Raw genomic sequence first — 23828 nt, 5'->3', positions numbered from 1 at the left:
CCATGGTCACGTTCCTGCCCTCCCGCGCGGGCCGCCTCGCCGACGTCCCCTCCTTCGATCGCGGAATCGGCGGCGCCGAGTCGAACGTCGCCTGCGCCCTCGCCGCGGCCGGGCACCGCACCCGCTGGGTCAGCCGCGTCGGCGCCGACGGCTTCGGCGACCACCTCGTCGAGGCGATCGCCCGCTACGGCGTGGACACCCGCTGCGTCGGCCGCGACCCGCACCGCCCCACCGGCATCTACTTCCGCACGGCGGACGACCGCGACACCGACGCCCACGAGGTCCTCTACTACCGCGCGGGCTCGGCGGCGTCGGCGATGGCGCCGCGCAGCGTGGACCGCGACGCCCTGGACGGCGGCCGCATCCTGCACCTCTCCGGCATCACCGCCGCCCTCTCCGCGGACTGCCTCGCCCTCCTGCGCGAGCTGACCGCACCCCGCCCCGGCCGCCCCCTGGTGTCCTTCGACGTCAACTACCGACCCGGTCTGTGGAGCGGCGAGGCGAGCGAGAGCCCCCGCGTCCTCCTCGACCTCGCGCGCGGCGCCGACCTCGTCTTCGTCGGCGAGGACGAGGCCGCCGACGCGTGGGACGTCACCGGCGGCCCCGACGCCATCCGCGCCGCGCTCCCCGAGCCCGCGACCCTGGTCGTCAAGCAGGGCAGCGGCGGCGCCACCGTCTACACCGAGGGCGAGCCCGCCGTCTTCCAGGCGGCGCTCAAGGTCGACGTCGTCGCCCCCGTGGGCGCGGGCGACGCCTTCGCCGCCGGATTCCTCTCCGCCACCCTGCGCGGCCTGACCGCCGACCAGCGCCTTCGCCACGGGCACCTCATGGCCGCCGCCGCGCTCACCGTCCCCGGCGACCTCGCCACGCCGCCCGCGAGGGAGCACACCGATCGCCTTGCCGCACTGGACGCAGAGGCCTGGGGGACACTTCGTCTCGGCCCGGGTTGGACGGACGGCGTCCCCGTGAACACTGAGGCCAAGGAGGAGGCACGTACATGAGCCAGACCGTCGACCGCGCCCTGTCCATCCTGCCGCTGCTCGCCGAAGGCCCCGCCGACCTCGGCCAGGTCGCCGAGCGTCTCGAAGTGCACAAGTCCACCGCCCTGCGACTCCTGCGCACGCTCCACGAACACGGCCTGGTCTACCGCCAGTCCGACCAGCGCTACCGCCTGGGCGCCCGCCTCTTCGCGCTCGCCCAGGAAGCCGTCGAGAACCTCGACGTACGCGAGATCGCGCACCCCCACCTCCTCGCGCTCAACGAGAAGTGCGGCCACACGGTCCACCTCGCGGTCTACGAGGAGCAGGAAGTCCTCTACATCGACAAGGTCGAGAGCCGCTACCCGGTGCGGATGTACTCGCGCATCGGGAAGCCCGTCGCGATCACCGTCGCGGCCGTGGCCAAGCTGCTGATCTCCGACTTTCCCGAGGCCGAGCGCCGCGCCATCGCGGAGAAGCTCGACTACCCCACCTACACGTCCCGTTCGACGCCCAACGCCGCCGCGTTCCTCAAGGAACTCGCCGCCGTACGCGAACAGGGATGGGCCACCGACCTCGGTGGCCACGAGGAGTCCATCAACTGCATCGGGGCCCCCATCCGCGGTGCGGACGGCCGGGTCGTCGCCGCCATGTCGGTGTCCGCGCCGAACGTCGTCGTCACCGCCGACGAACTCCTCACGCTGCTCCCGCTGGTGCGCCGTACGGCGGACGCCATCAGCCGGGAGTACTCCGGCAAGTCACCCCTCAAGGAAGCCTGAGCACGTCATGACCACCGAGAAGATCGCCCTCACCCCGGCCACCCACACCACCCCGCCCGCGAAGTTCTCCCACGGCGTGAAGAAGGGCAACATCCTTCAGGTCGCCGGTCAGGTCGGCTTCCTGCCCGCCGAGGAGGGCAAGGCCCCCACCCCCGCGGGCCCGACCCTGCGCGAGCAGACCCTCCAGACGTTCGCCAACGTCAAGGCGATCCTCGAAGAGGGCGGCGCGACCTGGGACGACGTGATGATGATGCGCGTCTACCTCACGGACGTGGACCACTTCGCCGAGATGAACGAGATCTACAACGCGTACTTCGAGGAGCAGGGCCTCAAGGCCCCCGCATCGGCCCGCACCACGGTCTACGTGGGCCTGCCCAAGGGTCTGCTCATCGAGATCGACGCGCTCGCCGTCCTGAGCTGACGCAGCCCGTCCCAGCCCGTTCCCTGATCCACCCTCCGCAAGCCGCTAGTCGTCACGGCGCGGCGCCCAACTCCCCCCTTCGGGCGCCGCGCCGTGATCCCCCCTGCCCTGAAAGCTTCATGCACTTACGAGGTCAAAGATGTCCCCGTCGTCCCCCTTCGCCGCGCTCGCGGCCGCCGCCCCTGCCGCCGAGGAACCACCTCACACCGGCGGAATCCTCACCCTGATCGACGGGACGGCGGGCCTGCTGACCGTCGCCGCGCTCGGCATCGTGCTTCTGCTCTTCCTGATCATCAAGGTCAGGCTGCAGCCCTTCGTGGCGCTGCTCGCGGTCTCCATAGTCGTCGGCCTCTCGGCCGGCCTCTCCGTCACCGAACTCTTCGGCACGGTCCAGAAGTCCGACGCGATATCCGTCATCGAGTCCGGCATGGGCGGCATCCTCGGCCATGTGGCGATCATCATCGGCCTCGGCACGATGCTCGGCGCGATACTCGAAGTGTCGGGCGGCGCCGAGGTGTTGGCATCGCGCCTCCTCGGGCTCTTCGGTGAGAAGCGGGCGCCCCTCGCGATGGGCCTCACGGGCCTGATCTTCGGCATCCCGGTCTTCTTCGACGTCGGCATCTTCGTCCTCGCGCCGATCGTGTACGCCGCCGCCAAGCGCAGCGGCAAGTCGATCCTGCTCTACTGCCTGCCCCTGCTCGCGGGTCTGTCCATGACCCACGCGTTCCTGCCCCCGCACCCGGGCCCGGTGGCCGCGGCCGGTCTGCTCAAGGTGGACCTCGGCTGGGTCATCCTGATGGGCATCGTCTGCGGCATCCCGGCCGTCATCGCCGCCTGGGTCTACTCGGCCTGGATCGGCAAGCGCATCTTCGTGCCCGTCCCGCAGGACATGGTCGAGGCCGCCGACGAGGCGCGGCAGGCGGTCGTCGCCGAGCAGCGTGCGGCAGGCGTCGAGCCGCGCGAGAAGCCGGTGCCGCTCGGCATGGTCTTCGCGATCATCGGAACGCCGCTGTTCCTGATCCTCCTCGCGACCTTCTCGTCGATCGCCTTCGACCCCTCGACGCTGCGAAGCGTCATCGAGTTCTTCGGCAGCCCCTTCGTCGCCCTGACGATCGCCCTGCTCATGGCGTACTACCTCCTCGGCATCCGGCGCGGCTGGTCCCGCAAGTCCCTGGAGACGGTGTCGACCTCCTCCCTGAAGCCGGTCGGCAACATCCTCCTGGTGGTCGGCGCCGGCGGTATCTTCGGCGCGGTCCTCAAGGCGAGCGGCGTGGCCAAGGCCCTCTCGGACACCTTCCAGGACGTAGGCCTGCCGATCATCGTCCTCGCCTACCTGCTCTCCCTGGTCCTTCGCGTCGCCCAGGGCTCGGCGACGGTGGCGATCGTGACGACGGCGGGCATCGTGGCCCCCCTCCTCGCCGAGGGCGACCACTCACAGGCGTTCGTCGCCCTGGTCATCATGGCGATCTCGGCGGGTTCGATCTTCGCCTCGCACGTCAACGACGGCGGCTTCTGGATGGTGGCGAAGTACTTCGGCATCTCGGAGCGGGACACGCTGAAGACGTGGACAGTCCTGGAGTCGGTCCTCTCCCTGGCCGGGTTCGCGGTGGCGGCCGTGGTGAGCCTGTTCGTGTAGCGGAAGAGCTGGCGGAATAGCTGGCGGAATAACCCCTGAAGGCGCCCCGGACCGTCATGGTCCGGGGCGCCTTTCACTGTCGCGGGGGCTGGGTGCCCGGCAGCAGTTCGATGCGGACGGTGTCGTCGTCATCGATGACGTACGTGGCGTCCGTACGCTTCTGCCAGCCCAGCGGGAGCACGTAGTAGCGGCGGTCGCGCTCGATCAGGAGCCGCAGGCCGCTGTAGCGGTACCGGTAGCGCACGGTCCTGCCGAGGTCCTCCGCGATGATGCCGGGGCCCCTGATGCTCAGGCGCTCCGTGCTCAGGACGACCACGGCGGTACGGCTCACCAGGCGGTCGGCGGCGGCTCGGGCGTCCTGCCGTCCGAGCTGCCCGGCGAGCAGGGCGATCACCCACACCACGCACAGCCCGGCGACGGCCACCGGCAGTCCCTTGCGCCACCAGCCGTGTGGGGGCGCCGCGGGGTTGGCCGTGCGGCTCTGCCCGAGCACGAGGCCCGCGGCCACCAGCAGGGGAGCCGCCCAGCCATAGGGCTGCACGTACGGCCACAGCACCATCAGGACGACGCCGGCGGCGACGATCACCGGGTTGAGCCGGACCACGGCACGCGCCGCGCGGCGGACACGGGCGAGGGCGGCGGGCGGCAACCGCAGCACGGCCAGGAGTTCCTGCGCACGCGGGACGAGCGCGAGGAGTGCCAGGGCGATCAGGACGTCCATGGTGACCAACCGCAGGCTCCAGATGGTCACTTGGGGCAGTGCGAGACCGAGCGAGTAGACGTTGAGGCGGAAGTACGCGTAGTACGAGCTGCTGTGGATGATGCCCGCGTAGAACATCAGTGCCGCGATCAACGTGCCTGCCCCGACGGCGCCGTTGACCAGTTCCATCAGGCCGGACGCGGGCTTCGGCGGATCGGGTGGGGCGGGGCCGGGACCGGGGCGGGCGCGGATGTGGACGCGGCGGCTCGCTGTCGGTGCCCGGCGCGTGGAGGCCGCCGTTCTGCGCCGCTGCCGGGAGGCCCGCCGGGCCGCCGTGCGGTCGTCCGGGCCGGTCACGGCGCGGGGGTCGGGCCCGGTGGGGTGATGCCAGGCACCTGCGGGGAGACGCTGGAGGGGGAAGGCGGGCACTGGAAGGGGCCCGATTCGCCCGGCCCCGGGGTCTGATCGGTGCAGCCCGGAGGGGAGGAGGGCGGCTCGTGGGTGGGTGTCGTACCCGGTCCGGGCGGCACCGGCTTTCCGGTGTCCACGGAGGGAGACGCCACCGGCGGCACGTCGTCCCCGTGCGGCTTCCCGCTGCCCTGGCCCGCCGTGTCCTGGCCCGCCGTGTCCTGATGCGAGGTCGCCGCACCGGAGTCCGGCGGATTCTCGCCCGGCGGTGCTTCCGGCCCGTCCGACACTCCGGGGCCTCCCGGACCTCCCGGACCTCCGGAGTCCCCGGCCCCACCCGAGCACGCCGCTCCACCCAGGAACAGCGCACCGGAGATCAGGGCAACTACCAAGGTGCGTAAGGCAGTTCGTGGTGTCCTCATGATGGCCCTCGTCCCCCGTGAGCCTGTCTCGCGAGGCTAGCAGCACACGGGGGACGGGGGTACGGCTCGGGCAGGGAACGAGTCTCCCTGCCCGCTCCTGACAGTTCACGCACCTCAACTGGTGCAGTACTGCTGCTCCTTGCCGATGGACCGGTACATGCAGTCCGAGTTCTCCAGGAGCTGCAGAACCGCGTCCCTGTTGCGGTTCGTCTCCCGCTCGATCACCTCGTCGGGCGGGTAGAAGCCGCCGCCGCCCGCGGACGACGGGTACATCTCGAAGGTGTAGCTGAAGATCTTCTGGTTGCCCCAGAGCCAGTCGTTGATCGACCCGTCCGTGATGTAGAGGTCGCTGGACTGCTGCGGCGTGTAGCCGTTGCTCGCGGCCATCTTCCGGCCGATGGCGGCGTGCGCGTCGCGGTCGTCCTGGGTGAGGCCGGGGCCCGTGTCGCTGTACGTGTAGCCGTACGGCCACAGGACCAGCTCGCTGTACGTGTGGAAGTCGATGGAGGCCTTGATCTGCTGCTTGCCGCCGACGATGCGGCTGCGCACGAAGTTGGAGACGACCTGCGTCTCGGGTGCCGACTCGGCGCGCGGGCCGCGGTAGGTCTCGGAGCCCGTGGAGCCGGACGAGCCGCCGCAGCAGCCCCACCGGTAGGCCCAGTTGCGGTTCAGGTCGGTGCCGACGTTCGACGAACCGCTGTTGGGCTGGCGGTTCTTGCGCCAGCTGCGGTAGGAGCCGGTCGCGATGTCGTACTCGCCGCCGTCCGGGTTCAGGTCCGGCACGATCCAGATCTCGCGCTCGTCGACCATCTTCTTGATGCGCGCGTCCGTGCCGTAGTCGTCGCCGAGTTCGCGAAGGAGGTACAGCGCCATCTCGACGGTCAGGTGCTCGCGGGCGTGCTGGTGGTGGGTGAAGAGGACCTCGGGCTCGGCCTCGTCGGTGCCCACGTTGTCACTGATCTTGATGGCGACGATGTCCCGGCCCGAGTAGGACTTGCCGATGACCCTCTTGCTCATCAGGGTCGGATGGGCCGCGATGCGCTGGTTGATCTCCGCGTTCATCTCCGCGTAGTTGTGGTACCTCGCGTCGGCGGGCGGGAAGTCCTTGGCCTCCACGGGCTCGCCGTTCGTACGCTTCGGGGGTCCGGCCAAGGCCTTGAGCTGGTAGCCCGCGTCCCGGAGCCCGGCCGCCTCGCGGCCGTCGGCCGAGACGACCACCGAGCGGGCGTCGACCTCGTCGATGGCGACGCCGGTGCGCGCGAGCGCTGTGCGCGCGGCGGGGTCGTCGCCGAGGGGGATCTCGTACTGGCGCGTTGTGTCGTCGGCCGCCGGCGTGGTCCGTGCGGTCCGGTCGGCGGAGTCCGGTGAGGCGTTGGCGGTGATGGGTGCCGCGACGGCGAGGGCGAGAAGGACGGCGAGGGCCGCGGATCTTCTGCCGCGTATGTGAAGTCGCATGAAGTCTCCTGGGGGGTGGGGGTGGTCCAGTGCGACGCGAGCGGTGCGGGTTGCGCGGCCCCATCGTGGAGGCCTGGCATGCTCCGGTCAATGCTGTCTTCGGCCAACCCCTTGTGCCGCGCGCCGCCATGCGGTTTCTTGATCGGCATGGCTGAAACGACAGGCAGTGGCACTGCCACGGGAGATGCGGCTCCCCAGCCCCGCAAGTCCAGCTGGAAATACATCGGACCCGGCATCGTCGTCGCGGCGACCGGCGTCGGCGCGGGCGACCTCGTCGCCACACTCATCGCGGGCAGCAACTTCGGCTACACCCTGCTCTGGGCCGCTGTCATCGGCTGCGTCGTCAAGATCTCGCTCGCCGAGGCGGCCGGACGCTGGCACCTGGCGACGGGGCGCACCCTCTTCGACGGATGGGCCAGCATCGGCCGCTGGACGACGTGGTTCTTCGTCGTCTATGTGGTGATCTGGGGGTACGTCTACGGGGCCGCGGCCATGTCGTCGTCGGGACTCCCGCTCCAGGCGCTCTTCCCGGACGTCATGGAGCTCAAGTGGTGGGCGATGCTCACCGGCGTCGTCGGCCTGGTCTTCGTCTGGTTCAACAAGTACGCCGTCTTCGAGAAGGTCATGACGGTGCTCGTCGGCATCATGTTCGTCGTCACCGTGTATCTCGCCATCCGTGTCACTCCGCACCTCGGCGACGCCTTCGCGGGCCTGCTGCCGGTGCTGCCCGACGAGAAGGACTCCATCCTCAACACGCTCGGCCTGATCGGCGGCGTCGGCGGCACCATCACGCTCGCCGCGTACGGCTACTGGGTCAACGCCAAGGGCTGGACGAACGCGGGCTGGATGAAGGTGATGCGGCTCGACAACCGCGTCGCGTACATCACCACCGGCATCTTCGTCGTCTCCATGCTCTTCGTCGGTGCCGAGCTGCTGCACTCAGCGAACGTCGCGATCGCCAGCGGCGACCAGGGCCTCGTGCAGCTCTCCGGCATCCTGGAGAAGGAGTACGGCGACGCCACCGCCAAACTCTTCCTGATCGGCTTCTTCGCCACGTCCTTCACCTCGCTCATCGGCGTCTGGCACGGCGTGAGCCTGATGTTCGCCGACTTCGTGGAGCGCTACCGCAAGCAGCGGGCGGGCGCCGACGACAAGTCCCTGAGCGGCGAGGAGGTGGCCTCCGGAGCCCGCGAGAAGTCGGTGCCGTTCCGCGCCTACCTGCTCTGGATGACGTTCCCGCCGATGATCTTGCTCTTCCAGGGGCAGCCGTTCCGCCTCATCATCATCTACGGCGTGCTCGGCGCGGCCTTCATGCCGTTCCTCGCGCTCACCCTGGTCTGGCTGCTCAACTCATCGCGTACGCCCGCCGAATGGCGCAACGGCTGGCTCAGCAACGGCATGCTGGCGATCGCGGGCCTGGTCTTCCTGGTCCTGTGCGTCAAGCAGATCACGGACCAGGACTGGGCGAGCTTCTTCTGACGGCCGGCCACGCATGCGGCAGCGCCGCCGGGGGAGCGGCGGCGCTGCGGTAGGGAGGGGTTGCGCCTACGGCAGGCCGTGGACGTGGGGGCCCACCGCCTTGGACCAGGAACTGCCGTCGGCGGCGTCCCAGTTCGTCGACCAGGTCATCGCGCCCCGGATGTCCGGGTACGTCTTGGACGGCTTGAAGGAACCACAGCTGGTGCCCTTCGCCAGGCAGTCCAGGGCCTGGTTCACGACGGACGGCGAGACATAGCCGCCGCCCGCGGCCTTCGCCGAGGCCGGGACGCCTATGCCGACCTGCGACGGGGCGAGGCCGCCCTCCAGCTGGATACAGGCGAGCGCGGTGAGGAAGTCGACCGAGCCCTGGCTGTAGACCTTGCCGTCACAGCCCAGCATCGAACCGCTGTTGTAGTACTGCATGTTGACGACCGTGAGGATGTCCTTCACGGCGAGCGCCGTCTTGAAGTACTCGTTCGACGTCGACTGCATGTCGATCGTCTGCGGAGCCATGGTCAGGACGAACCCCGAACCGGCTTTCCCGGCAAGGGACTTCAGCGCCTGCGACATATAGGTCGAGTTGAGCCCGTTCTCCAGGTCGATGTCGACGCCGTCGAAGCCGTACTCCTGCATGAGCTGGTACGCCGAGTCCGCGAAGGCGGTCGCGGAGGCCCCGTCGTTGACGGCCACCGCGCCCTTCTCGCCGCCGACCGAGAGGATCACGGACTTCCCCGACGCCTGCTTGGCCTTGATGTCGGCCTTGAACTGGTCGACGGTGTACCCGCCGAGCCCGGCCGAGTCCAGGTTGAAGGCGAGCTCGCCCGGCGTGGCGGTCGCGTCCGCGAACGAGACCGCGATGATGTCGTATTCGTCCTGTACGTCGCTCAGCTTCTGGACCGTGGCACCGTTGTCGAAGTTCTGCCAGTAGCCGGTCACCGCGTGCTTGGGCACCGCGCGGGTCTGGGCGTCCGCGTCGTCGGCGCCGCCGGTGAGCAGGCCGGTGAGCGCGAGGGCGAGTGCCGTTGTCAGACCGATGACGGAACCTGCCTTCCTGCGTGTCCTGCCGCGTACGTGGTCCACTTCTGCCTCCGGTGGGGGGAGTTGGGGCATTCGGAGAGCTCTCACTTGGTCGTACAAGCTGGTCCAGACCAATTGAGTTGTCAAGACCTCTGGCGTCACCCGGATCCCGCCAGTCCGGCCAACCTCAATGTGAACAGTGGGAAGTTGGGTGTTGAGGTGGCGCTGACCTGGATAAGGTGCTGAGGCAGAAGTGCACGAAGACCGGGGGGTGTGCGTATGCCGACCGCCATAGCCGTCACCGGCCCTGACCTGGTGCTGCCATCGCCCGACCGGCACACCCCGTCGGCGGCCGTCCTCCAGAGCGCCGTCCAGTCACCGCGGACGTACTCCCTGGACCAGGCGCTCACCGAGATGCACACGCTCATCGAGCACCACGGCTATGTGATCGTCCTGTGCCCCGCGTCGGCGCCGCCCGCCGTCGCCCAGCGCCTGCACGCCATCCGCTCCGTCCTGGAGAGCGACCGCATCGCGATCCTCCGCCCCGACCTGCCACCGCTGGGTCTCGCGGTCCTCGCGCTCCAGCTCCGCCAGCTGTCGATCTGCGACTTCAGCCCCGGCGTGCTCGCGTCGGCGGCCCGGCTCCTGTCGCACTACATCTACGCGGGCGCGCTGCTCGGCTCGGTGGCGAAGCTCGACCGGGTCCCGGTCACCCTCCAGTCCCACGCCAAGTCGTGGGTGCCGGGCGCCCAGTTCGCCGTCCTGGCCACCCCACGCCCCGAGCTGATCAAGGTGACGGGCGACGCGACGCTCCCCGGGCCCGGATTCGGCACGAAGATGCTGTACGCCACCGGGCAGCTGGGGTCGGCCGCCTGGGTCACCGAAACGCTCGCTCCCGCCTGGCGGGCCCAGGGGGTTTCGGAGACGCGCCTTCCGGGGGAGTCCGCGCGCTGGTGGGCGACGGGCAAGCTCGTCGAGTTCGCCGCGGCGATCCCCGACATCTCCGTGCTCTACCAACTGGTCGCGTCCGTCCGGCGGGACGACTGCCACTGGTGCGGCCTCGAACTCATCGGCGACCGCTGCGGCTTCTGCGCCGCGCCGCTGCCGCCGCCTCCTGAACGCTCGGCGCCGGCGTCCGCCTCATCTGCCGCTTCCCTCGTACGAGTGCTGCCGCGAGGCGCGACGTAGGGCCTGCCCTCTGCCCTTGTGCACGACTGTGCACGACTCCGAACTGAACGCGCGCCACCCCGCTCACTGTCCGTAGCCGTCCGCACCCGATCGAGGTAGTCCGGTTCATGAACTCACGCCAGCGCCGCGGCGTCATCCTGCTGGTCCTGTCGGTCCTGGCCGCGTTCGGCGCGTTCGCGGGTGTCCTCTCGGTGATCCGGGACGTGAACTCGAAGGTGGGGCCGGAGGTGGCCGCGTACAAGCTCAAGGGGGACATCGCCCCCTACAAGGAGCTGAGCGCGGACCAGTTCGAGAAGGTCGAGATGCCGGAGCGGTGGCTCTCGGAGAACGCGGTCACCGACCTGCGCCAGGTGCGCGGCAAGATCGCGGTCACGGAGCTGCGGAAGGGATCGCTGCTCCAGACGGACATGATCGTGAAGCGCCCGGAACTCGACCCGGGGCAGCAGGAGATCGCCATCATGATCGACGCGGCGACCGGCGTCGCGGGCAAGATCACGCCCGGTTCGACGGTGAACATCTACGCCACCTTCAAGGGCGAGACCGACAACGCCAAGGACCAGTCGAAGGTCATCGTCGAGTCCGCGAAGGTGATCGACGTGGGCAGGCTGACGGCGCTCGACCCCGACCAGGACGACCGCAGCAGCCGTCGTACGGCGACGGAGGCCGTGCCGATCACGTTCGCCCTGGACACGGCGGACGCGCAACGCGTGGCGTACGCGGAGTCGTTCGCGACGCACGTCCGCCTGGCCCTGGTGGGCCAGGGCGGGGAGAGCGCCATCCCGCGGGGCGACCGGACTTACACACTCGACGAGGACAAGTAGGGGGCCAGCGGATGAGGCGACGCACGTCCGAACCGCCGCTTCACGGCGGATCTCTCCTGCCCACCCACCCGACTGCCCGGCAGCGTGACGTATGACGACCCGCATCCTCCCCGCCGTAGGGGACCTGGACGCAGCCCGCGCGCTCTCGACGCTGATCGGGCAGCTGCCGGACGCCGAACCCGCGCTGCCCCTCGCCGACTCGACCGCGCTCCTGGACACCCTGGCCAGGCTCGCGTCCGAGTCCCTGGACGAGCTGCCCGAAGTCGTCCTGATCCATGAGCGCATCGGCCCCGTCCCCGCCCTCGACCTGATCCGCGACCTCGTTCTCCGCTTCCCCGCGGTGGGCGTCGTCCTCATCACCGCCGACACCAGCCCCGGCCTGCTCACCGCCGCGATGGACTCCGGCGCACGCGGCATCGTCGGCTTCCCGCTCGCCTACGACGCGCTCGCCGAGCGGGTGCACGCGGCGGCGGCCTGGTCGGCCGGTATGCGCCGGCACCTCGGCAGCGGAGGAATGGAGCTCTACGCCGGGCAGGGGGAGACCCCCGGCGGCGGCCATGTCGTCGCGGTGAGCGGCGCCAAGGGAGGGGTCGGGACCACCCTCGCCACCGTCCAACTCGCCCTGTCCGCACGCGCGTCCGGCCGCAGTGTCGCCCTCCTCGACCTGGACCTCCAGTCCGGTGACGTCTCCTCCTACCTGGACGTCCAGTTCCGCCGCTCCATCGCCGACCTCGCGGCCATCACCGACATCACGCCCCGCGTCCTCCAGGACGCCGTCTACACCCACGAGACCGGCATCGGCCTCCTCCTGGCCCCCGGCGAGGGCGAGCGGGGCGAGGAGATCACCGACCGGGTGGCCCGCCAGACGCTCGGCGCGCTGCGCAGCCGCTACGACATCGTGCTCGTCGACTGCGGTACGTACGTGACCGGGGCGAGCGCGGCAGCCATCGAACTCGCCGACCAGGCCATCCTGTTGGTCACCCCGGACGTCGTCTCCGTACGCGCCGCCAAGCGCATGGTCCGCCTGTGGGACCGCCTCCAGATCCGCAAGGCGGAGGAGACGCTCACGGTCGTCAACCGGCACGGCAAGGGCGCGGAGATCCAGCCCTCCCTGGTGGAACGGGTGACGGGGACACGGGTGGCCCGCACCACCGTCCCCGCCAACTTCAAGGAACTCCAGGGCGCGGTCGACGCCGGCCGCATGCAGGACCTGGACAGCAAGTCCACGGTGAAGCAGGCGCTGTGGGCTCTCGCGGGCGAGCTCGGCCTGGTGGACCCCGAGGCGTCCGGCACGAGCAAGCGCGGTGCGCTGACCCTCCGCAAGCGGATCGGCGGCGACCGGGGCGCGGTCACCCTGGAGTTCGCCGGGATGTTCCCGCTGCTGCTCGCCGTGATGGGCCTCCTGTGGCAGTGCGCGCTGTACGGCTACACGTTCTCCCTCGCGGGAAACGCCGCGGACGAGGCGGCGCGGGCGGCGACGGCCGCGTACGCGGTGGGCGAGGGCGGGGCCGCGGCGTGCGAGTCCGCCGCGAAGGAGCATCTGCCGTCGGCGTGGCAGGGCGCGGAGGTGTCCTGCACGGACGACGGGGCGGTCTGGAAGGCCCACGTGGACGCGGACGTGCCGCTGTTCTTCCCCGGGATCGACGCGGGGTGGAGCGTGAGCGGGGAGGCGGGGGCGGCGAAGGAGGGTGAGGACCAGTGAGAGGGCTGAGGATCCAGCCCGTCCGGCGTTTGAGGACGAACGCGGCGAAGCCGGTGACTGACGGTGCACATCGGTCCCGGCGCGAGAGCCCCCGCTGGAACGACCGCGGCGTCTCCATGCTCGAATTCGCCGGCTTCCTCCCCATCCTGCTCCTCATCGGCCTGGCCGCGATCCAGCTCGGCCTGGTCGGGTACGCCGTCAACCAGGCCGGATCAGGCGCCCGCGCGGCAGCACGTGTCGCGTCCCAGGGCGAGGGCGGCCAGGCCGCGGGTCTGGCGGCGATGGACGGCAGCCTCGACGCGCAGGTCGCCCTCAGCGGGGGCGGCGACACGACCACGGCGGAGGTCACCGTCCAGGTCCCCACCCTCCTCCCCTTCGTGGACGGAGGCTGGTCCGTCACGAAGTCGGCCACCATGCCCAACGACGAAGACGAAGACGGGAGCTGAGAGAGAACAGATGAGCCTCCGCGACCGCATGGCGACCCCGCACGACCACGGCAAGGGGAGCGACCCCAGCCGCGACGACAGCCTCGTGGCCGTCTACCGCGCCAAGCTCCTGGAAGAGATCGACCTCGCCGAGATGTCGTCCCTCACCACGGCGGACCGCAGGGTCCGCCTGGAACGCGTCATGGGGCACATCATCAGCCGAGAGGGCCCCGTCCTCTCGACGTCGGAGCGCTCCCAGCTCATCCGCCGCGTGGTGGACGAGGCCCTGGGACTCGGCGTACTCGAACCGCTCCTCGCCGACGCGTCCATCACGGAAATCATGGTGAACGGCCCGGACTCGATCTTCGTGGAGCGAGCCGGAAGGGTGGAGCAACTGCCCCTCCGATTCGCGTCGAACGACCAGCTCATGCAGACCATCGAGCGCATCGTCTCCACGGTCAACCGCCGCGTGGACGAGTCGAACCCGATGGTCGACGCGCGCCTGCCCACCGGCGAGCGAGTGAACGTGATCATCCCGCCGCTTGCCCTCACCGGCGCGACCCTCACCATCCGCCGCTTCCCCCGCGCGTACACGCTGCACGAGCTCATCGGCCTCGGCTCGCTCGACGAGCACATGCTGCTCCTGCTCTCCGCCTTCGTGCGCGCCCGCTTCAACATCATCGTCTCGGGCGGCACGGGCTCAGGGAAGACGACCCTCCTGAACGCCCTCTCCGGCCTCCTCCCGTCCCACGAACGCATCATCACCATCGAGGACTCGGCCGAACTGCAACTGCAGCAGGACCACGTGATCCGCCTCGAATCGCGCCCCCCGAACGTCGAGGGCAAGGGCCAGATCACCATCCGCGACCTGGTCCGCAACAGCCTGCGCATGCGCCCCGACCGCATCATCGTCGGCGAGGTCCGGGGCGGCGAGACGCTCGACATGCTCCAGGCGATGTCGACGGGCCACGACGGCTCACTCGCCACGGTCCACGCGAACACGGCGGAGGACGCCCTGATGCGCCTCCAGACCCTCGGCTCGATGTCGGAGGTCCAGATCCCCTTCGAGGCCCTGAAGGACCAGATCAACTCGGCGGTGGACGTGGTCGTCCAGCTCGCCCGGCACGCGGACGGCTCCCGCAAGATCGCCGAGATCGTTCTGCTCGTCTCGCACGGCCGCGAACAGTTCCGCATCGCCCCGGTGACCCGCTTCGTGGCCAACCGGCCGGGCGGCGGCGGCCTGGACCGCCGCGTGCACGGCTACTTCGAGCACCTGCCGCTGCCGCGCTCCGTCGCCGAGCGCCTCTACGTGGCGGGCGAGCCGGTGCCGCCAGGCTTCGGCGTGGCCCAGGCCATAGACGCACTGAACACGAGAGAGGCGATCGGATGAGCACGCGGGCGCGTACAGGGCCGGGTACGAGGCCGGGTACGAGGCCGGGTACGAGAGAGGCCACGGCCTGATGGAGAACCAAGCCGCCCTCCTGGCCCTCGGCGCCACGATCCTGACCGGCACACTCGCCGTCGCGGGCATCCATGCCTACGCGTCCGGCCGCGCCCAGCGCCAGGCGCTGGTGGACCGCCTGTCGATCGGCCCCGGCACGGGCGACGCGGGCCACCGAGGCCGCCGCTTCACGGCCGTCGACCGCCGTCTGCGCCGCACCCGCCTGGGCCGCTCCATCCACCTGCGCCTGTCGGCGACGGGACTCGACCTGACGGCAGGCGAGTTCTTCGTCTACGTCGTGGCGGTCGTCGCCGCGCTCTGGCTGATGGCGGCGGCGACCCTTGCCCCGTTCTTCGGCCCGATCGCGGGCATCGTGGCGGTCTGGAGCGCGGTCGTCTTCCTCAACTGGCAACGCCAGAAGCGCATCGAGGCCTTCATCAACCAACTCCCGGACGTGGCCCGCATCCTAGCGAACGCGACGGCGGCGGGCCTGGCACTACGCACATCACTCGCGATGGCGGCGGAGGAACTGGAAGCCCCAGCAGGCGAGGAACTCTCCATGGTGGCAGACCAGTTGACACTGGGCCGTTCGATCGACGACACGCTGGGCGAACTGGCCGAACGCCTCCCGTCCCGCGAACTGATGGTCCTCGTCACGACATTGGTGCTCTCCAACAAGGCGGGCGGCTCGGTGGTGAACTCCCTCCGGAACCTCACCCAGACCCTGGAGGACCGCAAGGAGACCCGCAGGGAGGTCCGCACGATGCTCTCGGAGGTCCACGCGACGGCGTTCACGGTCCCGCTCCTGGGCCTGGGCTCCCTGCTCCTGATCAACTCCTCCAATGAGGGAGCGCTGGCAAGGGTGACGGGCTCACCGATGGGCCAGATGCTGATCCTGATCGCGCTGGGCCTGTACGCGGTGGGCTTCTTCGTGATCAGACGCCTGGGCAAGATCGAAGTCTAGAAAAACCAACCCAACCTGAAAGGAGGGGGAGCCAAGTTGCTGGCACTGGCTCTGGCAGCGGTGATGGGACTCGCGGTGGCGGGCGTCTGCCAAGGCGTACGCATGTACCGCGCGGAGGCGAAGCTCCCCTCGGACCTGGCGATCGCCCTGGAGGTCGGGGCCACCCGTGTCTCGACGGCGGGCTCGGCGGTGGACCGCATCGGCATGCGCTTCGCGCCGCTGGTCCTGCGCCTGATGGGCCCGAAACGGGTGGACGCCAAGCGCCGCAGGATCGACATGGCGGGAAACCCGGGAGGCCTGACGATCGACCGCTATGCGGCGCGCAGGGCGGTCTACGGCATCTTCGGCCTCGTGATGGGCCTGGTCTTCCTCTCGAACGGCTCCTCGCTCTTCGGCCTGCTCACGTTCGCCTTCGGCGTGACGGCGGCGGACGCGCTGATCTGGCAGGCGATACGGGAGCGCCGCGAGGTCATCGACCGCACGCTGCCGGACTTCCTGGACGTACTCGCAGTGGTGGTGTCGGCGGGTCTGGGCTTCCGCCAGGCACTGGACCGGGTCGCGGAACGCTACGAGGGCCCGTGGGCGGACGAACTACGCATCACCCTGCGCCAGATGGACATGGGAGTCAGCCGCCGCCAGGCGTTCGACGAACTGCGCCGCAGGAACGCGTCGGAACAGGTCTCACAGTTCGTCTCGGCCCTCCAGCAGGGCGAGGAACTGGGCTCGCCCATCGCGGACACGCTGATCCAGCTCGCCACGGACATGAGGCGCACGGACGCGCAGAACTCGCGCCGCAGGGCGGCCAAGACGATCCCCAAGGCAACGATGGTGACGCTGGTCTTCATGCTTCCGGCCACGATGATTCTGATCGCGGCGGGCATGTTCCTGGGCTCGGGTTCGGACTTCGGCTCGATCCTGGGGAAGTGAGGGTGGCGATGAACGGTGCGGTGGGCCTCGCGGCCGGAGCAGGTATCAAGCCAGTCAGCGAAAACTCTTCGCGGCTGCAACCCAGTGTGGGACAGTCACCCCGAGGACGGGAAGGGCGGATTGACCCCGGGGGTGGCCCCTGCCGGGGCTGGTCAGCCCCACTCGCCCCAACCAGCCTTTGCAAAAGCCGAGTTCACGGTATTCGCGGGAGGGGAAGTCGTGGAACGCATTGAACCGCCGACGATCCGGTCACGCACCACTGCCGCACGCCTCCGGGGTGCGTGATGACTTCGCCGCCGGGGAAGGGAACTCGCCAACTTGCGCGTCACAAACGGCATTGGTTGCGGAGAGTGGCTGTTGGGTCACATGATCTCGCGTACGTTGCCTATGACGACAGCGGCGTCGGAATTGGTTGCGCCAGCGGTGCGTGTGCGTGTGCGTGTATCGGGTGGGAGAGAAGGGGCCGTCGTGCTGAAAGATCGCGTACTCAGAGTCTGGGTGGACTGGACCGTGACCGTGACTTCCCGGGTTCGGGGGAGGGAGCGGGATGCGGGGGCTGGGTTTGTGGAGTATGCGGGGCTCATGATTCTTATCGCGGGGATCTATACGCTGATCGACAGCTTGGCCCTGGACAACAAGATCTCCACCGCAATCGGCAACGCGGTGGGCGACGTCATCGGCGGGTGACAGCACGCCTATCTCTGCGAAGCGACCGAGGGCAGACTCTCCCCATCTATATCTGGATGACGGGGATTCTGCTTTTCGTTGCGTTCGCCTTCTTTGCGTTCGCCCAAGCGGCATCTGCGCGTAACGGCGCCCAATCAGCGGCCGATGCCGCAGCGTTGGCCGCTGCGCAGGACTCCAGGGCTGAGCTGGTCGATGGCCTGGGCCAGTCGATCGGTGATGGCGACGCTTGGCTCGAATGGCTGGACGGTGACAAGTTCACCGGCGATGGAGCCCAGGGGGCGGCTGATGCGCTGGCCGCCGACAACGACTCGGCCGTAACCGGCTTTGGCCCGGAAGAAGTGAACGGGTACCCGGGTTACCGGGTGGAGATCGAGACCAACTACACCGTCGGCGACTCGATCATTCCCGGCACGGAGTCCCAGCATGCCAAGGCTTCGGCAACCGCTGTCATCAAGCCGCTCTGCGGCATCACCCCCGCTTCCGACCCGGAGAAAGCGGTCGAGTTCGAGTGTGACGGCGGCGATTCCTTCGAGATCGATCCCGACGACTTCGATCTTGAGGATCTTCCGGACGCATCTGCCCTCTTCTCCGTACACCTGGCCGACTGACCAAGCGAACGACGAAAGAAGGAAGCCGTAGCGATGAACATTCGGCGCACCATGAAGACTCGCAGGGCAATGACCGCTGTGGCGATCACGACTGGGCTGGTCCTCACGGTCGCTGGCTGCGGCGGCGGTGGGGACGATGACAAGTCCGACCAGGGATCCAAGTCTTCGGCGTCAGCAAAGGGCGACGACGGCGGGGATGACAAGAAGGAGTCGCAGGCACCCCCTGCCGACGAGACGCTGGCCGAATCCAAGGGGGACGGGGTGACGCTGGTCATCAACTCAGCCAAGCGCGATGAGGGCGGCTTCCTCACCGTTTCGGGCAAGGTGACGAACACCTCTGGTGGCCTTTGGACCGGTGGTCAATGGCGCGGTGACGAAAAGGAGTTGCAGAAGAACGGTGGCTCAATTGCCGGTGCAAGCCTTGTGGATGAACAGGGGAAGAAGCGGTACTTGGTCCTGCGAGACACCACCGGGCGCTGCCTCTGCACCAAGTTCGAGGGTGGCATCGACTCGGGGAACACGGCCGACTGGTTCGCGCAGTTCCCCTCTCCGCCGGAGGGAACGAACAAGTTGACGTTCCAAGTCGGCGGGATGGCCCCAGCCGCCATAGAGCTCTCCGAGAGCGAGTGACCCATGGGCCACCCACGCTCCCGCACCCTCGCCACAGCCACGGCCACCCTCACGGCCCTGGTCCTCCTGACAGGCACCCCCGCCTTCGCCGACGACGAGGACCCCAGCGCACCCCCCGGCAGCACCACCTCCACCGCCCCCCAGGAGGTGGACTCCAACAGCCCCGGCCTGAAACTGGCCGACGGGGCGACCCTGGCCCCCGCGAAGGTCCTGGACATCAAGTCGGTGGTCGAGGACCTCGGTGGTGAGGAGCGCCGCGAGGACACGAACACGGACGTGAAGTTCGCGCTGCAGGCGGAGGTGTTGTTCGCCAAGAACAGCCCCAAGCTGAACCCGGAGGCGAACGCGCGGATCAAGGCGATCGCCGAGGAGGCGAAGGCCCAACAGGCGACGAACGTCAGGGTGTTCGGCTTCACGGACAACCTCGGCTCGTACAGCCACGGCAAGAAGCTGTCCCGCGAACGCGCGGAGGCGGTGCACGACAAGATGGCGAGCTATCTGGGCCCCGAGGTCACGTACTCCGTACGCGGCTACAGCGAGGACTACCCGATCGCGGACAACGGCTCCGAAGAGGGCCGCAAGAAGAACCGCCGCGTCGAGGTGTCCTTCCCCCGGGGAGCCGGGGCGGACACGGGGACAGCCCCCTCCGGCTCCGAGAGCCAGGACTGACCTGTGGCCCTGGACGCCGGCCCCACCGGGCTTCGCTGTACCGGTGGCTTTGATCGGCGCCGGGGCCGCCCGGTTGTCCTGAGGTTGGCGGTTCCGGGCCGGGTGTAAAGGGCGCTCCTGCGTCGCGTCGGCTGCGCCGATTCCGCTGCGCTCCACCCTTGACACCCGTCCCTCCACCGCGCGAAGCGATATGACCGGGCGGCCACGGGGTGGGACTCTTGACCACTCCCGTCAGGCCATCACCCTTTCGCTGCCGGGTGCGGCCCGGCTCATTGCGCGTGACCCCCACGGGAAGAAGGGCGGGCGCCCGGTCCGCCGTCGCTCCGGGGGTGGGTGCCGATCTCGTCAAGCGACTACCGACCGGATCTTCCGGGGCGGCCGTCACGGGGAGAAGGGGGGAGCCGCCCGGTCCGCGATGGCTCCGGGGATGGGTGCCGGTCTCGTCAGGCGGCTGTCGACCGGATCTTCCGGGGTGGTCGTCAGGGGTGGGGTGGGCGAGGGCCTGCTGGTGGGTGCGGGGTGGTCGAGCGCCTGGCGACCGGTGGCGGTGGGGGTGTGCAGGTCGCGGCTGACGTGGGTCGGTCGGCTCCGAGGGGGTGGGGGTCCGGCACCTAATTCCGAGAAGGCGCGTTACGCAACGCGCGCGCCCCCTTTCTGCCAGAACACAACTTTGCGAAAGTAGGTGCCCGTAGGTGCGTCACGTGGATCGCAGGAATGTGTCGCCAAGCCCGCCGGAATGCGCGTCGTGGGGTGGGACTTTCCTGCGAACCGCCCTCCGCGCACCCTGCCCGTGACGGCTGCGACGGCCGCACGCGCTGGGCCGGTCCGCAGTCGCTTGACGACATCGGCACCCCCACCGGAGCGGCTGCGGACTGGGCACCCGCCCCTTCTCCCCGTGACGGTCACGCCGGAAGATCCGGTCGGTAGTCGCTTGACGAGACCGGCGCCCACCCCCGAAGCGGCTGCGGACCGGGCGCTCGCCCATGTCCTCGTAGGGGTCACGCGCAATGAGCCGGGCCGCACCCGGCAGCGAGACCCCCTGATTTGACGGGAGTGGTCGAGAGTCCCACCCCGTGGCCGCCCGGTCATATCGCTTCGCGCGGTGGAGGGTTGGGTGTCAAGGGTGGAGCGCAGCGGAATCGGCGCAGCCGACGCGACGCAGGAGCGCCCTTTACACCCGGCCCGGAACCGCCAACCTCAGGACAACCGGGCGGCCCCGGCAACCAACTCGACGCAGGCCACCCGAAGCACCGGCACCGGCACCGGCACCGGCACCGGCACCGGCGGCAAGCGGCGAGCGGCAACCACAAGCAGCAAGCTACTTGCCGCACTCCGCCAAGTAGCGCTCGAAGGCATGCTCCTTGGCCTTCCGCGCAACGGCATCCGTATACGCATCCGCCCGCAGGACCCCGGCCGCGAGCCGAGTGTCGTCCTCAAGGTTCTTCGTGTCCGCGCACGCCACCACCACGATCCAATCGGCGTGCGTCCCCTTGTCCTTCGCGGTGCCGTACGTCGCCTCGGCGCCGGTGACCGGCTTGGACAGGTCGTACGACACCATCGACGAGGCCGGCGGCAGACCCCCTTCCACCTGGGCCACGGTCTGACCGACGAAAGAGGAGACAGGCACAGGGCCGGGCTCGCCCGCGTCGGAGTCGGAGTCGGAGTGGGTACCGCACCCGCTCAGCAGCATCGCGCCCCCGGCGAAGGCCGAGAGGGCCACGGCAACGGCCCCCGCCGTGGCGCGGCGGGGCATGGCTCGGTCAGGAAAGGCACTCACTTGACCTTGCAACTCACCTTCGCCGGAGCCGGGTTGAAGGCGTGCTTCCACCCACTCGTACCGGCCTTGTAGTCGAGAGGCGTGGTGATGTGCTTCTCGATCTTGTACTTGTACCGGGTGCCGATCGGGTAGGCGACGAGGGAGTGCCCCTTCTTCACCGGCGAGCTGCACGTCACGGCGACGGACTGGGTCTTGGCCTGGCTGATGTTCAGGCTGCCCGCGACGGCACCGCGGCTGAGACCGAACCCCGCGTCGATGGTGCGCGTCGCCGACGCCGTCTTGTTGATCATGCACGTCATGCCCTTGGTCTGGGCCGTGCAGCGGGCGATCTCGTCCTTCTGGTTCGTGTAGTTGCTCTGCTTCGACTTGTTGATGAGCTTGCTGTACTTGCCGACCGCGGCCCTGGTCGAAACGTCGGGCTTCGCGGTGGGCGAGGCTCCGTCGTTCGCGGGTGCGGCGTTCGCGTGGGCGGCGGTGGCCACCAGCGTGGCGGACAGGACGAGTACGGCTCCGGCGATGCGAGTCGTCGAGCTGAGGTGCATGCGTTCCCCCATGAATAATCTTGGTCGCCGAAGATCGTACTCGACCGTATTTCGACCGTACTCGACGGTACAGCGACTCTGACCTGCACGTTCTGGTCCGGTCAGCCAAAGGCGCCACCCGATGCGAAGATCGCTCCATGAGCAGCTTCACCTTCGATGAACTCGTGGCCGAAGCCGAGTCCGCCCCCACCGAAGGCTGGGATTTCTCCTGGTTCGAGGGGCGGGCCACGGAAGAGCGGCCCTCCTGGCGGTACGCCCACGTCATGGGCGAGCGGCTCGGGCGCGCCACCGCCTCCCTCGACATCCAGACCGGCGGCGGCGAAGTCCTCGCCTCCGCGCCCGCGCTGCCGCCGCTCGCCGTCGCCACGGAGGGGTGGCCGCCGAACGTGGCCAAGGCCACCGCCCTGCTGCATCCGCGCGGCGCGGTGGTCGTGGCCTCGCCCGAGGACGCGCCGCTGCCGTTCGCCGCGGAGGCGTTCGACCTGGTCACCAGTCGGCATCCGGTGAAGGCCCACTTCGACGAGATCGCGCGCGTGCTGCGTCCCGGCGGGACGTACTTCGCCCAGCATGTCGGCCCCGCCAGCGTCTTCGAGGTCGTCGAGTACTTCCTCGGGCCGCAGCCCGAGGACGTACGCAACGGACGTCACCCCGACGGCGAGCGCGCCGAGGCGCAGGCGGCGGGCCTGGAGATCGTCGACCTGCGGGCCGAGCGGCTTCGGATCGAGTTCCGCGACATCGGGGCCGTCGTCCACTTCCTGCGGAAGGTCGTGTGGATGGTGCCGGACTTCTCGGTGGAGAAGTACCGGCCGCGGCTCCTTGAACTGCACGAGCAGATCCAGACCGAGGGCCCGTTCGTGGCCCACAGCACGAGGCATCTCTTCGACGCCAGGAAGCGCTAGCAACGCGGAGGGGCGAGGTCCGGTGGGACCTGCAGACTTGCAGACCTACGCGTGCGCCCCCACCGCCACCGGCCCCACCACCAGCTCCGCCCACCCCTCGAGCACTTCCCCCACCCGCTCCGCCTGCCCCTCGAGCTCCCGCTCCTGCCCCGCGTTCAGCGAGCCGAGCGGCTCCACCGTCACGGTGATCCGCCGCCCGGAGCGCCGCTGGTGCCAGACCCCCGCCACGATCCCGTCGACCAGCAGCACGGGGAAGTTGCCCGCCTGGCCCCCGGCCAGCGCACGCTCGTAGGCCCGACCGGGGAAGAGCCGCTCGCGCGGGTGCGAGGCGATGACGTACGCGTCGAAGTACGGGAGGAGCCGGACGCCCCGCACCGGCTCCGCCGGGAACTCCGTGTCGCCCGCGACCACCCAGGAGGACGGCACCCCCTCCATCTCCACTGCCTCGATCTCCCCGGCGGAAGCCAGCGAGGCGAACACCTCGCCCGCCCAACGCGCCGGCGCAGCAGCCCACTTGGCGAACTCGGGAGACGTCGCGGGCCCGTACGCGTAAAGGAAGCGCCGCACCAGACGCCCCGCCGCCACCTCGGCGGAGAGCGGCGGCTCCTCGGACCCGGCGGCCGAAGGGCGCGTGTAGGTCACCTTGCGGCCCCGGTTCGGCGCGAAGCACAGCACCCCGCGGTGGCCCGCCACATGCATGACCGAGCGCCAGCGCGGCCACATCCCCTGGAAGGCGGGCAGCACCAGGTCGCCCGCCCAGGGCCCGGTACGCGCCACCACCTCATCGCTGAGCTCGTCGATGGTCAGACAGGCCCCGTCGAGCGCCTCGCCGATCGCGCCCACGATCTCGTCCGTCTGGGAAGGCGTCAGCCGGTCGCCCGCCTTGAAGGGGCTCGGCCCGCCCGGGACCGCGGACAACGCACCCGTCCACATGGGGAGTTCGGATACGGGAAGGAAGTGGATCGTGCCGCGCGGCCCGTACGTCTTGACCAGGCTCGGCTCCTCGCCCCACAGCGCGTCGCGTACGTCGAGGCGGGTCGCCCCGTCCATCCGCAGCCCCACCGACAGCTCGGCGGCGGACATCACCTGGGCGTGCGCCGCCAGCATCGCGTCGACGACCTCGCCGGGGCCGGCCTGACCCGGCTTCGCGGGATTCAGCAGGAACTGCCGCTCCATGCGCCGGGCGTTGGCGGCACTCCACGAAATAGCGGCGACTGTCATCGGCGTTCCCCTTCAGTACTGTCGATCCAGTAA

Annotated in this window: 24 protein-coding genes; 18 read left to right on the top strand and 6 right to left on the bottom strand. The window is 69.6% G+C overall.

Features of this window, described 5'->3' with window-relative positions:
• Positions 1–2 precede the first annotated feature (2 nt).
• The 4 genes from M4V62_RS16775 to M4V62_RS16760 all read left to right on the top strand — a co-directional run bounded on the left by M4V62_RS16775 (position 3) and on the right by M4V62_RS16760 (position 3813).
• Complete coding sequence (locus M4V62_RS16775; protein WP_249592869.1) at positions 3–1001, top strand: sugar kinase; 999 nt, start codon at positions 3–5, stop codon at positions 999–1001.
• A complete protein-coding gene (locus tag M4V62_RS16770) occupies positions 998–1756 on the top strand; it encodes an IclR family transcriptional regulator (protein ID WP_249588072.1) in 759 nt (252 codons plus the stop codon). The genes M4V62_RS16775 and M4V62_RS16770 overlap by 4 nt, the downstream gene beginning before the upstream one ends.
• A 7-nt stretch (positions 1757–1763) precedes the next feature.
• Positions 1764–2177: a RidA family protein gene (locus tag M4V62_RS16765; protein WP_249588071.1), complete on the top strand. Its 414-nt coding sequence runs from the start codon at positions 1764–1766 to the stop codon at positions 2175–2177.
• A gap of 139 nt (positions 2178–2316) precedes the next feature.
• On the top strand, positions 2317–3813 hold the full coding sequence (locus M4V62_RS16760) for a GntP family permease (RefSeq protein WP_249588070.1): 1497 nt from the start codon (positions 2317–2319) through the stop codon (positions 3811–3813).
• A gap of 73 nt (positions 3814–3886) precedes the next feature.
• On the opposite strand, the gene M4V62_RS16755 is transcribed toward M4V62_RS16760, so the two are convergent.
• On the bottom strand, positions 3887–4870 hold the full coding sequence (locus M4V62_RS16755) for a hypothetical protein (RefSeq protein WP_249588069.1): 984 nt from the start codon (positions 4868–4870) through the stop codon (positions 3887–3889).
• Positions 4871–5014: 144 nt separating this feature from the next.
• Here M4V62_RS16755 and M4V62_RS43580 point away from each other — a divergent pair, with 144 nt between their 5' ends.
• Positions 5015–5146: a hypothetical protein gene (locus tag M4V62_RS43580; RefSeq protein ID WP_283779088.1), complete on the top strand. Its 132-nt coding sequence runs from the start codon at positions 5015–5017 to the stop codon at positions 5144–5146.
• A gap of 311 nt (positions 5147–5457) precedes the next feature.
• Here the strand turns inward: M4V62_RS43580 and M4V62_RS16750 are convergent, their stop codons facing one another.
• Positions 5458–6798 carry a M14 family metallopeptidase gene (locus M4V62_RS16750; protein ID WP_249588068.1) on the bottom strand — a complete coding sequence of 447 codons (1341 nt, stop codon included), beginning with the start codon at positions 6796–6798 and terminating at the stop codon, positions 5458–5460.
• Between the two features lie 147 nt (positions 6799–6945).
• Here M4V62_RS16750 and M4V62_RS16745 point away from each other — a divergent pair, with 147 nt between their 5' ends.
• Entirely contained in the window at positions 6946–8277 is a 1332-nt protein-coding gene (locus tag M4V62_RS16745; RefSeq protein ID WP_249588067.1) for an Nramp family divalent metal transporter, read from the top strand.
• A gap of 66 nt (positions 8278–8343) precedes the next feature.
• On the opposite strand, the gene M4V62_RS16740 is transcribed toward M4V62_RS16745, so the two are convergent.
• Positions 8344–9312, bottom strand: a complete 969-nt coding sequence (locus M4V62_RS16740) for a chitinase (RefSeq protein WP_425575066.1) — start codon at positions 9310–9312, stop codon at positions 8344–8346.
• 261 nt (positions 9313–9573) lie between these two features.
• Here M4V62_RS16740 and M4V62_RS16735 point away from each other — a divergent pair, with 261 nt between their 5' ends.
• From M4V62_RS16735 to M4V62_RS16685, 11 genes are all read left to right on the top strand, one after another.
• On the top strand, positions 9574–10482 hold the full coding sequence (locus M4V62_RS16735; protein ID WP_249588065.1) for a hypothetical protein: 909 nt from the start codon (positions 9574–9576) through the stop codon (positions 10480–10482).
• 107 nt (positions 10483–10589) lie between these two features.
• Positions 10590–11303, top strand: coding sequence for a Flp pilus assembly protein CpaB (gene cpaB / locus M4V62_RS16730; RefSeq protein WP_249588064.1), 714 nt, complete (start codon positions 10590–10592; stop codon positions 11301–11303).
• Positions 11304–11394: 91 nt separating this feature from the next.
• On the top strand, positions 11395–13005 hold the full coding sequence (locus tag M4V62_RS16725) for a CpaE/TadZ family protein (RefSeq protein ID WP_249588063.1): 1611 nt from the start codon (positions 11395–11397) through the stop codon (positions 13003–13005).
• A gap of 116 nt (positions 13006–13121) precedes the next feature.
• Positions 13122–13451, top strand: a complete 330-nt coding sequence (locus M4V62_RS16720) for a TadE/TadG family type IV pilus assembly protein (protein ID WP_249592868.1) — start codon at positions 13122–13124, stop codon at positions 13449–13451.
• Positions 13452–13461: 10 nt separating this feature from the next.
• Positions 13462–14820 carry a TadA family conjugal transfer-associated ATPase gene (locus M4V62_RS16715; RefSeq protein ID WP_249588062.1) on the top strand — a complete coding sequence of 453 codons (1359 nt, stop codon included), beginning with the start codon at positions 13462–13464 and terminating at the stop codon, positions 14818–14820.
• A gap of 70 nt (positions 14821–14890) precedes the next feature.
• The gene (locus M4V62_RS16710; protein ID WP_249588061.1) at positions 14891–15835 is read left to right on the top strand and encodes a type II secretion system F family protein; all 945 of its coding nucleotides are present in this window, start codon (positions 14891–14893) and stop codon (positions 15833–15835) included.
• A 36-nt stretch (positions 15836–15871) separates the two neighbouring features.
• Entirely contained in the window at positions 15872–16762 is an 891-nt protein-coding gene (locus M4V62_RS16705; protein ID WP_283779087.1) for a DUF5936 domain-containing protein, read from the top strand.
• A 498-nt stretch (positions 16763–17260) separates the two neighbouring features.
• Positions 17261–17449 (top strand): hypothetical protein, encoded by a 189-nt coding sequence (locus tag M4V62_RS16700; RefSeq protein WP_249592866.1) that lies wholly within the window; start codon positions 17261–17263, stop codon positions 17447–17449.
• A gap of 56 nt (positions 17450–17505) precedes the next feature.
• Entirely contained in the window at positions 17506–18057 is a 552-nt protein-coding gene (locus tag M4V62_RS16695; protein ID WP_249588060.1) for a pilus assembly protein TadG-related protein, read from the top strand.
• A gap of 33 nt (positions 18058–18090) precedes the next feature.
• Positions 18091–18687 carry a hypothetical protein gene (locus tag M4V62_RS16690; protein ID WP_249588059.1) on the top strand — a complete coding sequence of 199 codons (597 nt, stop codon included), beginning with the start codon at positions 18091–18093 and terminating at the stop codon, positions 18685–18687.
• A 3-nt stretch (positions 18688–18690) separates the two neighbouring features.
• The gene (locus tag M4V62_RS16685) at positions 18691–19356 is read left to right on the top strand and encodes an OmpA family protein (protein WP_249588058.1); all 666 of its coding nucleotides are present in this window, start codon (positions 18691–18693) and stop codon (positions 19354–19356) included.
• 1318 nt (positions 19357–20674) lie between these two features.
• Here the strand turns inward: M4V62_RS16685 and M4V62_RS16680 are convergent.
• Entirely contained in the window at positions 20675–21133 is a 459-nt protein-coding gene (locus M4V62_RS16680) for a hypothetical protein (protein WP_249588057.1), read from the bottom strand.
• Positions 21130–21675 (bottom strand): hypothetical protein, encoded by a 546-nt coding sequence (locus tag M4V62_RS16675; RefSeq protein WP_249588056.1) that lies wholly within the window; start codon positions 21673–21675, stop codon positions 21130–21132. Before M4V62_RS16675 ends, M4V62_RS16680 begins: the two co-directional genes overlap by 4 nt.
• A 137-nt stretch (positions 21676–21812) precedes the next feature.
• Between M4V62_RS16675 and M4V62_RS16670 the strand changes: the two genes are divergently transcribed.
• Positions 21813–22574, top strand: a complete 762-nt coding sequence (locus tag M4V62_RS16670; protein WP_249588055.1) for a class I SAM-dependent methyltransferase — start codon at positions 21813–21815, stop codon at positions 22572–22574.
• Between the two features lie 45 nt (positions 22575–22619).
• Here the strand turns inward: M4V62_RS16670 and M4V62_RS16665 are convergent, their stop codons facing one another.
• Positions 22620–23795: a winged helix DNA-binding domain-containing protein gene (locus M4V62_RS16665; RefSeq protein ID WP_249588054.1), complete on the bottom strand. Its 1176-nt coding sequence runs from the start codon at positions 23793–23795 to the stop codon at positions 22620–22622.
• Positions 23796–23828: the final 33 nt, after the last annotated feature.

Source organism: Streptomyces durmitorensis, assembly GCF_023498005.1.
Taxonomy (GTDB): domain Bacteria; phylum Actinomycetota; class Actinomycetes; order Streptomycetales; family Streptomycetaceae; genus Streptomyces; species Streptomyces durmitorensis.
This window is presented reverse-complemented; position numbering and strand designations above follow the sequence as displayed.

Coding starts and splice junctions, on each gene's coding strand:
- M4V62_RS16775 (WP_249592869.1), top strand. CDS start 3: ATGGTCACGTTCCTGCCCTCCCGCGCGGGCCGCCTCGCCGACGTCCCC.
- M4V62_RS16770 (WP_249588072.1), top strand. CDS start 998: ATGAGCCAGACCGTCGACCGCGCCCTGTCCATCCTGCCGCTGCTCGCC.
- M4V62_RS16765 (WP_249588071.1), top strand. CDS start 1,764: ATGACCACCGAGAAGATCGCCCTCACCCCGGCCACCCACACCACCCCG.
- M4V62_RS16760 (WP_249588070.1), top strand. CDS start 2,317: ATGTCCCCGTCGTCCCCCTTCGCCGCGCTCGCGGCCGCCGCCCCTGCC.
- M4V62_RS16750 (WP_249588068.1), bottom strand. CDS start 6,798: ATGCGACTTCACATACGCGGCAGAAGATCCGCGGCCCTCGCCGTCCTT.
- M4V62_RS16745 (WP_249588067.1), top strand. CDS start 6,946: ATGGCTGAAACGACAGGCAGTGGCACTGCCACGGGAGATGCGGCTCCC.
- M4V62_RS16735 (WP_249588065.1), top strand. CDS start 9,574: ATGCCGACCGCCATAGCCGTCACCGGCCCTGACCTGGTGCTGCCATCG.
- cpaB (WP_249588064.1), top strand. CDS start 10,590: ATGAACTCACGCCAGCGCCGCGGCGTCATCCTGCTGGTCCTGTCGGTC.
- M4V62_RS16725 (WP_249588063.1), top strand. CDS start 11,395: ATGACGACCCGCATCCTCCCCGCCGTAGGGGACCTGGACGCAGCCCGC.
- M4V62_RS16720 (WP_249592868.1), top strand. CDS start 13,122: ATGCTCGAATTCGCCGGCTTCCTCCCCATCCTGCTCCTCATCGGCCTG.
- M4V62_RS16715 (WP_249588062.1), top strand. CDS start 13,462: ATGAGCCTCCGCGACCGCATGGCGACCCCGCACGACCACGGCAAGGGG.
- M4V62_RS16710 (WP_249588061.1), top strand. CDS start 14,891: ATGGAGAACCAAGCCGCCCTCCTGGCCCTCGGCGCCACGATCCTGACC.
- M4V62_RS16695 (WP_249588060.1), top strand. CDS start 17,506: ATGACGGGGATTCTGCTTTTCGTTGCGTTCGCCTTCTTTGCGTTCGCC.
- M4V62_RS16690 (WP_249588059.1), top strand. CDS start 18,091: ATGAACATTCGGCGCACCATGAAGACTCGCAGGGCAATGACCGCTGTG.
- M4V62_RS16685 (WP_249588058.1), top strand. CDS start 18,691: ATGGGCCACCCACGCTCCCGCACCCTCGCCACAGCCACGGCCACCCTC.
- M4V62_RS16675 (WP_249588056.1), bottom strand. CDS start 21,675: ATGCACCTCAGCTCGACGACTCGCATCGCCGGAGCCGTACTCGTCCTG.
- M4V62_RS16670 (WP_249588055.1), top strand. CDS start 21,813: ATGAGCAGCTTCACCTTCGATGAACTCGTGGCCGAAGCCGAGTCCGCC.
- M4V62_RS16665 (WP_249588054.1), bottom strand. CDS start 23,795: ATGACAGTCGCCGCTATTTCGTGGAGTGCCGCCAACGCCCGGCGCATG.